At 33.9% G+C, this 6475-nt stretch carries 7 protein-coding genes and 1 riboswitch; of the genes, 1 reads left to right on the top strand and 6 read right to left on the bottom strand.

The window, feature by feature from the left end; all coding sequences use genetic code 11:
• Positions 1 to 3: 3 nt before the first annotated feature.
• From Q7P22_RS08405 to Q7P22_RS08385, 5 genes are all read right to left on the bottom strand, one after another.
• Positions 4 to 150, bottom strand: a complete 147-nt coding sequence (locus Q7P22_RS08405; RefSeq protein WP_303863068.1) for a hypothetical protein — start codon at positions 148 to 150, stop codon at positions 4 to 6.
• Between the two features lie 78 nt (positions 151 to 228).
• Positions 229 to 321: riboswitch (NiCo riboswitch) on the bottom strand.
• 100 nt (positions 322 to 421) lie between these two features.
• On the bottom strand, positions 422 to 1162 hold the full coding sequence (locus tag Q7P22_RS08400; RefSeq protein ID WP_303863064.1) for an amino acid ABC transporter ATP-binding protein: 741 nt from the start codon (positions 1160 to 1162) through the stop codon (positions 422 to 424).
• On the bottom strand, positions 1159 to 1821 hold the full coding sequence (locus Q7P22_RS08395) for an amino acid ABC transporter permease (RefSeq protein WP_303863062.1): 663 nt from the start codon (positions 1819 to 1821) through the stop codon (positions 1159 to 1161). The genes Q7P22_RS08400 and Q7P22_RS08395 overlap by 4 nt, the downstream gene beginning before the upstream one ends.
• Before the next feature lie 24 nt (positions 1822 to 1845).
• The gene (locus tag Q7P22_RS08390; protein WP_303863060.1) at positions 1846 to 2628 is read right to left on the bottom strand and encodes a transporter substrate-binding domain-containing protein; all 783 of its coding nucleotides are present in this window, start codon (positions 2626 to 2628) and stop codon (positions 1846 to 1848) included.
• Positions 2629 to 2911: 283 nt separating this feature from the next.
• Complete coding sequence (locus Q7P22_RS08385) at positions 2912 to 4105, bottom strand: coenzyme F420-0:L-glutamate ligase (RefSeq protein ID WP_303863058.1); 1194 nt, start codon at positions 4103 to 4105, stop codon at positions 2912 to 2914.
• Positions 4106 to 4398: 293 nt separating this feature from the next.
• On the opposite strand from Q7P22_RS08385, the gene Q7P22_RS08380 reads away from it, so the two are divergent.
• A complete protein-coding gene (locus tag Q7P22_RS08380) occupies positions 4399 to 5241 on the top strand; it encodes a DUF368 domain-containing protein (protein WP_303863055.1) in 843 nt (280 codons plus the stop codon).
• Between the two features lie 207 nt (positions 5242 to 5448).
• Here Q7P22_RS08380 and Q7P22_RS08375 read toward each other — a convergent pair.
• Positions 5449 to 6475 (bottom strand): DUF4179 domain-containing protein (locus Q7P22_RS08375; RefSeq protein ID WP_303863052.1); only part of this gene is annotated, 1027 nt, incomplete at its 5' end.

Here is a 6475-nt window from a genome sequence, read left to right as displayed (position 1 = left end):
GCATCAGCCCATTTTGAGGCTTCTTCGGGGAGCTCGTGGCGTCTTTATAATAGTACCGATGCTTACCTTTATCAATGCTACGATCATATTTGCAATAAGAATAATCCATAATACTTTTTTTACCTTTTTATAATTATCCATTACATCCATCTCATTTCCTCCTAACTCATTTTCCTTCTACCTTCTACTTTCCGCTATAAAAAAACCTGTGATACTATACGAAAAAAGCATAGTCCACAGATCATATTTCTGCTGCCATTATGGCCCGGCTTCATGCAATGTACAATCATTATATTGCACAGCCTGATCTACTTAAGAATCTTATCTTATTATTATATTATGATGGATTGTTATTATTGTGCTTAAATAATACAAAGTTCATATAAAAAAGCCAATGTCGAGACATTGGCTTTTTTATATTCTATTTTGTTGATAACACCTTATTTAAGAACTCTATCGTACGAGGGTTTTTCGGATTACTGAACATCTCTTCTGGTGTAGCTTCTTCCATGATGATACCTTCATCCATAAATAATACTCTATCTGCTGCATCTTTAGCAAAACCCATTTCGTGAGTTACGACAACCATGGTCATTCCCATAGCTGCGAGCTCCTTCATTACCGCTAATACCTCTCCAACCATTTCTGGGTCAAGAGCAGAAGTAGGTTCATCAAAGAGCATAATATCCGGTTCCATTGCTAATGCCCTTGCAATGGCAACACGCTGTTGTTGTCCTCCTGAAAGCTGTCTTGGCATAACATCAATTTTTTCTAATAATCCTACTCTTTTTAAGAGTTCTACCGCTTTATCATCTGCTTCTGCTTTTGTTTTAAGCTTTAGTTCAAGGGGCGCCATACTAATATTCTCTTTAACTGTTAAATGTGGAAAAAGATTAAATTGTTGAAATACCATTCCAATATGTCTTCTCACATTGTTCATATTAACGCTACTATCTGTAATCTTTACATCATCGACGATAATTTCACCACTTGTGGGATCTTCAAGACGGTTAATGCATCTTAGAAGAGTCGATTTTCCTGAGCCACTAGGTCCAATCAAACACACTACTTCTCCCTTGTGCACTTCAAGGTTTATACCCTTAAGAACTTCAAGCTTTTCAAAGTACTTATGGAGATTTTTGATTTGTATTTGAGCTGTCATATCATCACCTTCTTCTCTACTCGTTTCGCTATTTGAGTCAAGATGGTAATGATTACTAAGTAGAATACAGCAACCCATGTGTAGGTGGCAAAAGATTCCATAGATCTGCCTACATAAATTTTTGCCTGATACATAATATCAGTTAGTCCAATTACAGATATTATCGAAGAATCCTTTAGTGTGATAATAAACTGATTTACTAATGATGGCAGACATATACGTATCGCTTGTGGCAACACAACTTTCCTCATGGCCTGACCTTTCGATAGCCCTAAACTCCTTGCCGCTTCCATTTGACCTGAATTAACAGCCAAAATGGCTCCTCTAAAGATTTCTGACATATATGCACCAGCATTAAGAGTCAAGGTGATCAACCCTGCCATAAAAGAAGTTAACCTTACATCATAACCTAAAGCTTGGAGAAGTTGCGGCAAAGCAAAATAGATGTAAAATACCTGCACCATAATTGGCGTTCCTCTAACTAACCACACGTATCCTTTAGAAATCCATCTAAGTGGCGTTTTAGAAAAACCCAATAACGATGTAATCAATCCTAATACAAATGCAATTAGGAGAGATAAAACAGTTACTTGTATTGTAACTTGAAGTCCTTGAAACAATAATTCGTATGTTTCACCAAATACTTTGCCTAAATTCATATTAATGCATCCTCATTTATCAAATTATTCAGCAGAAATGTACTCATCAAGAATATCTTGATATTTTCCATTTTCTTTTACATTGCTGAGTCCCTTATCAAACATTTCTAAAAGTTCCGTGTTTTTACTCTTAAGGACAGCAAAACCATATGAGGCACCTTTTTCCATGTCTGTTACCATTTTAAGTCCATTGTCTTGAGTAATTCCATACCCCATTACAGGATAATCTTCAAAACATGCTACTGAATTTCCAGTTTTTACATCTTCATACATAAACGGAGATTCGTCAAAATAAGACAATTCAAAGTCATACTCGTCCTTTATTGATTCAGCAAAAGTAGCTCCTTCAGTACCTACCTTTACAGCAACTTTTTTGCCTTTTAAATCTTTATAGGATGTAATGTCTTCATTAGACGCACTCACAGCCATTACAACACCTGAATCGTAATATGGTTCTGAAAAATCATATTTTTTCTCACGGTCCTCTGTTATGCTCATACCTGCGATTACTGCATCGGCTTGATTTGATTCCAGTGCAGCTACTGCGGCATTAAAACCAAGTGGTTTTAGCTCGTATTTAAAGCCTTGATCTTCTGCAATTGCTTTTAAAAGATCAATATCAATACCTACATATTCTCCAGCATCATTTTGAAATTCAAAAGGTGCAAATGTAGTATCTGTTGCAATTTGGTATACCTTTCCTTCTGTTTGAGTGCCTTCTTGGTCTTCATTAGAATCACCAGAGCATCCAACTACTAAGCCAATCATTAAAAATAACGAGATTCCTAAAATTAGTTTTCTTTTCATAGTATTTACCTCCCTCAAATAAGTATATTCTTAATAATTATACATTAAGTGAACTCGTAAATAAACAAAAGATTTTAATTAAAAATATAATGCTCCTTAAGTAATCCTCTTAAACAACAGTGTTCTCTAACTTTAATAAGATTATTTAGTATCTATTTTAATAATGTAGTACTATTTAAAATAGCATAAAAATCAGCTTTCACCTTTCGGCTTAAAATAAAAAACACGCCAATTACAATGAAACAATTGGCGTAAATACTATATTATTTTATATTTAAAGAATTTATTCTTCTGTAAAGTTGTCAAAATAACCTTGAATGTAAACTAAAGGCGTTCCTTTGTCTCCACTACCTGAAGTTAAATCTGAAAGAGATCCTAATAGATCTGTGATTTTTCTTGGAGTAGTTCCTTGAGAGGCCATAGAACCCACTAAATCAGATTCTTTATTCTTAATATAATCAGATATAGCAGCTTTTAGTTCGTCTCCACTTAAATGTGCAAAATCATTATCAGCAAGGTATTTTAATTTTATCTCGTTTGGTACTCCCTCTAGCCCAGATGTATAGGCTGGAGACACTACTGGGTCAGCTAGCTCCCATATTCTACCTACTGGGTCTTTAAAAGCACCATCTCCGTATACCATTACCTCTACGTTTTTTCCAGTCTTTTCTTTAAACATAGCCTGTATTTCTTCAACTAGTGGTTGACAGTTTCTTGGGAAAAGTTTTACAGAATCATCTGTAGCCATATTCGAACCTAAAAGACCATATTCTTCATTGTATCCGCTACCATCAATAGAGCAAGATAATATATCATCTAAACCATAAACTTTTTGGGCACCAGCCTGTGTTAAGACTCTCTTTGTTCTAAAACGAGTATGAATATCACATGTAAGTACGCTTTTGGTGTAGCTTAATATGCTCTTAGGATTATTAGAGAAAATGATTTCACAATCTATACCATATCCTTCAATAATAGACTTATAGTAATCAATGTAATCTACTCCTGTAAAATAATGTTTTTCATGGCCAAAAAAACTGCGAAATTCCTTTTCTGTTAGAACATCTGACCACGGATTTATATTTTTCTCATCTAGGGCGTCAATTTCAACTAAGTGATTACCTACTTCATCAGCTGGGTAACTAAGCATTAGTACTATTTTTTTTGCACCTTTTGCAATACCACGTAAACAAGTTGAAAAACGATTTCGACTTAAGATTGGAAAGATTACTCCTATTGTATCATCACCAAACTTTGTTTTAACATCTTTAGAGATATGATCTATTGTAGCGTAATTTCCCTGAGCCCTTGCTACTACAGACTCTGTAATAGCAACTACATCCCTATCCTGTATAAAGAATCCTTCACATTCAGCTACCTTTTCTATGCTGTCTACTACGATTTCAATAAGAGAGTCTCCCTTATTTATAATTGGAGTTCTTACTCCTCGTACAACAGTACCTACCATTCGAGCCATTTAAACCAACTCCTATGTTCTTCTTTTTTAATTATATAATTAACATTATCATTATAACTATATAAGTTTATACCAAAAGTGAAAAAAAATAAAGAGTATTTACATAAAAATACGAATATTTTTTTATTTAAAATATAATTCATACGACATTACCTAAATATTTAAGATTAATAACATATTAAAAAGTAAGATGACACCTTATAACGAATAACTAGACCAAATTACAAATATAATGTAAAATTAAATTGTTTCTTAAAGAGGACTACTTAAAATATGATCTTAAGGAGATTAAAATGGAAAAAAGAAAAGAAGAAGGGGTATTGTCACGATTTTTAAAGGGTGTCATTATTGCCTTAGGTTTTATTCTTCCTGGTGTTTCAGGAGGAGTTTTAGCAGCAATTTTAGGGATTTACGAGAAATTATTAAGCTTTATGGCCCACTTGACTAAAGATTTTAAGAAAAACTTCTTATTTTTTCTTCCTGTTGGAATTGGTGGAATTATAGGAATCGGTCTATTGTCAAAACCATTAGAATGGCTATTAGAAAATTATCAGGTTATTGTTCTATGGGGGTTTGCAGGAGCTATTATTGGAACACTACCTTCTTTAATGAAAGAATCCGTTAAATATAAGAGGCGAGACACTGTTGACCGCATATGGTTATTTGGCTCTTTAATTGTAGGGTTTTTGTTCTTGTATTTTATGGACAATATCTTAGGAACCATTCCACCTAATTTCTTTGGATTTATTATTGCAGGTGGCTTGATTGCACTAGGTGTACTCGTTCCAGGGCTGAGCCCATCTAATCTCTTGCTGGTCTTAGGTTTGTATGATTCTATGCTAAATGGATTTAAGAACTTTGATCTTGTAGGCGTATTTCTGCCTATTGCCATTGGAGGGATTCTCGTCATAATCTTGCTGTCAAAATTCATAGAATGGATACTACATAATTTTCATTCACGAATGTACCACTTTATTATCGGAATCGTTATAGCCTCTACCCTATTAATCATCCTCCCGCCAGTAGCAAATTATACTGGTTTTACATTACAAACAGGGATTTATAGTTTTATCTTGTTCATTCTAGGCTTGCTCCTAGGAGCTTGGATGAGTACATTAGAAGAAAAATACAAATAAAAACACAAAGCCAATATAATAGAAAGCAGACAAATAAAATGTGGGAATACGTATTCTACAGATACCACCCAGCATCCTTTGTCTGCTCTTTTCTCAGTTGCTCAACTTTATCTCTTCTATTAGTGGCAAATTTGAGGAATTAAATATATTTAAAATCTGAGAATTCCTACTAAAAGTCTTTTAAAAGTTCATAGAGGATAATTCACATTATCCTCTATGAACTTTTTGTTTAAATATTGTTTTATTTATCTCCTTGAAAATCGTACTACTCTCCCCTGAGTCCATCTCCTCATTTATTTCATATCTTCCTTGAAAAGAGACAAATTCAATCTCTATTTCCTGTGTGTCTTCTGGCAAAGCATCAAAAATCAATTCGTAATGAATCCCATTCAAATTTGTAGATATTCCCGACCCTTGAAGAGGGACTTCTTTGCCATTAACGTATAAAACCATCTCGATATTTTCTGGGTAAAGCCTATTGCTTGTTATTTGATCAAACCCTAATTGAAAAATATTTTGTATCTGACCTTTAATAACTGTGGTTGTGAGTGAAGCGGTTAGCGATTTAATTTTGATATTTCTGTTAGCCTCAATAGAAACTTCTTTATTAATACGAATTCTCAAACTTTTGCCAAGAGCTTTCCTTCGATTTAAGCGGAAAGAAATTTCACCATATTCCCTATTCCCCTCTTTCGTCGTATAGTTCACTCCAAATTTCATTTTATTATCAAAAATATTAGGTGCTCCATATGTTTGTATCATCCACTTTTGTTCATTATTTTCTTTGTTTGTTTCCCCCACTCCATTACTAGAAAATCCGTTTTGAAAGCTTGTAACCAGCTGAGTACTCATCCGTGAAGACACTTCTTCGATATCTTCACTTGGAGCTTTTATTACATAAAAAAGATTTACTCCATTGCCATCAAGCATAATACCATCGAGTGTAACCGATGCTCCATCGCTAAAAGAATAGGATTTTTTAATGGATTGACCTTTGCCCATCTCATTTAACTTCTGTAAAGTGCCTGTCATAACGGGCTCATAGCCTACGAATTTCCCTGTATAATAAGCTACAGTATCTATGTGGGGGCCTATTATTAAAAAAAACAAAATAATGATTGCAATGCGTTTGTAAAATCTTTTATTATTTTTCTTTGGTGCCTTTTCTAGAGCCTCCATTAATTTACCCTCAAGTTCTTCTGGAACCTCTATTTGATTTAATTTATCATTTTCT

Origin of the sequence: Alkalibaculum bacchi, from assembly GCF_937875145.1 — a bacterium.
Lineage (GTDB): Bacteria > Bacillota > Clostridia > Eubacteriales > Alkalibacteraceae > Alkalibaculum > Alkalibaculum bacchi_A.
Note: the sequence above shows the minus strand (reverse complement) of the source record. Positions and strands in the feature narration are given on the sequence as shown.

Bases quoted from the DNA above. Each gene is read 5' to 3' on its own strand.
- Q7P22_RS08405 (WP_303863068.1), bottom strand. From the start codon at position 150: ATGGATGTAATGGATAATTATAAAAAGGTAAAAAAAGTATTATGGATT.
- Q7P22_RS08400 (WP_303863064.1), bottom strand. From the start codon at position 1,162: ATGACAGCTCAAATACAAATCAAAAATCTCCATAAGTACTTTGAAAAG.
- Q7P22_RS08395 (WP_303863062.1), bottom strand. From the start codon at position 1,821: ATGAATTTAGGCAAAGTATTTGGTGAAACATACGAATTATTGTTTCAA.
- Q7P22_RS08390 (WP_303863060.1), bottom strand. From the start codon at position 2,628: ATGAAAAGAAAACTAATTTTAGGAATCTCGTTATTTTTAATGATTGGC.
- Q7P22_RS08385 (WP_303863058.1), bottom strand. From the start codon at position 4,105: ATGGCTCGAATGGTAGGTACTGTTGTACGAGGAGTAAGAACTCCAATT.
- Q7P22_RS08380 (WP_303863055.1), top strand. From the start codon at position 4,399: ATGGAAAAAAGAAAAGAAGAAGGGGTATTGTCACGATTTTTAAAGGGT.